This is a genomic window from Mariniflexile gromovii, from assembly GCF_017814435.1.
Classification (GTDB): Bacteria; Bacteroidota; Bacteroidia; order Flavobacteriales; family Flavobacteriaceae; genus Mariniflexile; species Mariniflexile gromovii.
Map to the genome: position 1 here is coordinate 1 of NZ_JAGJCB010000038.1, position 2,500 is coordinate 2,500.

A 2,500-nucleotide genomic window follows, 5' to 3' on the forward strand; every position below is an offset into this window, starting at 1 on the left:
AAACCATATAAAAACAAAAAACCCTTCATTTTTCAATGAAGGGTTTCCAAAAAAGGCAACGACCTACTCTCCCACAATGCAGTACCATCGGCGCTAACGGGCTTAACTTCTCTGTTCGGAATGGTAAGAGGTGAGCCCCGTCGCTATAACCACCTTAAGTTTTTCAATTCCTGCGTAGGCAGGAATCTCTTTTAAAGAACCTTTACCTTAGCTTGGAAAAGATTCCCGTATACACGGGAATTAATATCTTAACATATTGAAAAAAGGGTATTACTACCACTATACATGAACTTTATACATAATAAATCTATTGAACTTTATAAAAAAACAGGCGTACAATAAGCCTATGGGTTATTAGTACTACTCGGCTACGACATTACTGCCCTTACACCTATAGCCTATCAACGTGGTCATCTTCCACGACCCTTTAAAGAAATCTCATCTTGTGGTGGGTTTCGCGCTTATATGCTTTCAGCGCTTATCCCTTCCCAACGTAGCTACTCTGCAATGCTCCTGGCGGAACAACAGATACACCAGAGGTTAGTCCAACTCGGTCCTCTCGTACTAGAGTCAGATCCACTCAAATTTCTAACGCCCACTGTAGATAGAGACCGAACTGTCTCACGACGTTCTGAACCCAGCTCGCGTGCCACTTTAATGGGCGAACAGCCCAACCCTTGGGACCTTCTCCAGCCCCAGGATGTGACGAGCCGACATCGAGGTGCCAAACCCCCCCGTCGATATGAGCTCTTGGGGGAGATCAGCCTGTTATCCCCGGCGTACCTTTTATCCTTTGAGCGATGGCCCTTCCATGCGGAACCACCGGATCACTATGCTCTTGTTTCCAACCTGATCGACTTGTAGGTCTCTCAGTCAAGCACCCTTATGCCATTGCACTCTACGCACGGTTACCAAGCGTGCTGAGGGTACCTTTAGAAGCCTCCGTTACTCTTTTGGAGGCGACCACCCCAGTCAAACTACCCACCAAGCACTGTCCCCTTTGTTCAAGGGTTAGACTCTAGATAAGCAAAGGGTGGTATTTCAACAATGACTCCACAACGCCTGGCGACGCCGCTTCAAAGTCTCCCACCTATCCTACACATTACTTATCCAAAACCAATACTAAGCTATAGTAAAGGTGCACGGGGTCTTTTCGTCCCACAGCGGGTAATCGGCATCTTCACCGATACTACAATTTCACCGAGCTCATGGCTGAGACAGTGTCCAGATCGTTGCACCATTCGTGCAGGTCGGAACTTACCCGACAAGGAATTTCGCTACCTTAGGACCGTTATAGTTACGGCCGCCGTTTACTGGGGCTTCATTTAAGACCTTCGGGTTACCCCTAAGCCCTCCACTTAACCTTCCAGCACCGGGCAGGTGTCAGGCCATATACATCATCTTTCGATTTAGCATAGCCCTGTGTTTTTGATAAACAGTCGCCTGGACCTTTTCACTGCGGCCACCCCGAAGGGTGGCGACTCTTCTCCCGAAGTTACGAGTCTATTTTGCCTAATTCCTTAGCCATGAATCTCTCGAGCACCTTAGAATTCTCATCCCAACTACCTGTGTCGGTTTAGGGTACGGGCCGCTTCTCTCGCTTTTCTTGGAAGTCGCTATTCTGGATTATCACCTTGGCCGAAGCCTCAGTGTACTATCGCCGTGTTGCCACTGGCTTCAACGAACTATTCCGTCAGTTCGCACCAAATTCACGCCTCCGTCACTTTTGTTGAGAGCGGGTACAGGAATATTAACCTGTTGTCCATCCACTACCCCTTTCGGGTTCGCGTTAGGTCCCGACTAACCCTCAGCTGATTAGCATAGCTGAGGAAACCTTAGTCTTTCGGTGTGCGGGTTTCTCGCCCGCATTATCGTTACTTATGCCTACATTTTCTTTTGTAGCTTCTCCAGCATGACTCACATCACACCTTCGACGACACTACAATGCTCCCCTACCACTTTTACAAGTCCATAGCTTCGGTAATATGTTTATGCCCGATTATTATCCATGCCGAACCGCTCGACTAGTGAGCTGTTACGCACTCTTTAAATGAATGGCTGCTTCCAAGCCAACATCCTAGCTGTCTAAGCAGTTCAACCTCGTTATTTCAACTTAACATATATTTGGGGACCTTAGCTGATGGTCTGGGTTCTTTCCCTCTCGGACATGGACCTTAGCACCCATGCCCTCACTGCTGATGAACATTTTATAGCATTCGGAGTTTGTCAGGAATTGGTAGGCGGTGAAGCCCCCGCATCCAATCAGTAGCTCTACCTCTATAAAACTATAAATCAACGCTGCACCTAAATGCATTTCGGGGAGTACGAGCTATTTCCGAGTTTGATTGGCCTTTCACCCCTACCCACAGGTCATCCGAAGACTTTTCAACGTCAACCGGTTCGGTCCTCCACTGTATGTTACTACAGCTTCAACCTGCCCATGGGTAGATCACACGGTTTCGCGTCTACCACTACTGACTAAAGCGCCCTATTCAGACTC

The 2,500-nt window shown here is 47.9% G+C and carries 2 rRNA genes (1 of these 2 cut by a window edge); both read right to left on the reverse strand.

The features are described from left to right. Positions 1–50: 50 nt before the first annotated feature. A 5S ribosomal RNA gene (rrf, locus tag J8H85_RS18585) occupies positions 51–157 on the reverse strand. Positions 158–334: 177 nt separating this feature from the next. Further along, a 23S ribosomal RNA gene (locus tag J8H85_RS18590) occupies positions 335–2,500 on the reverse strand (it continues 659 nt past the right edge of the window).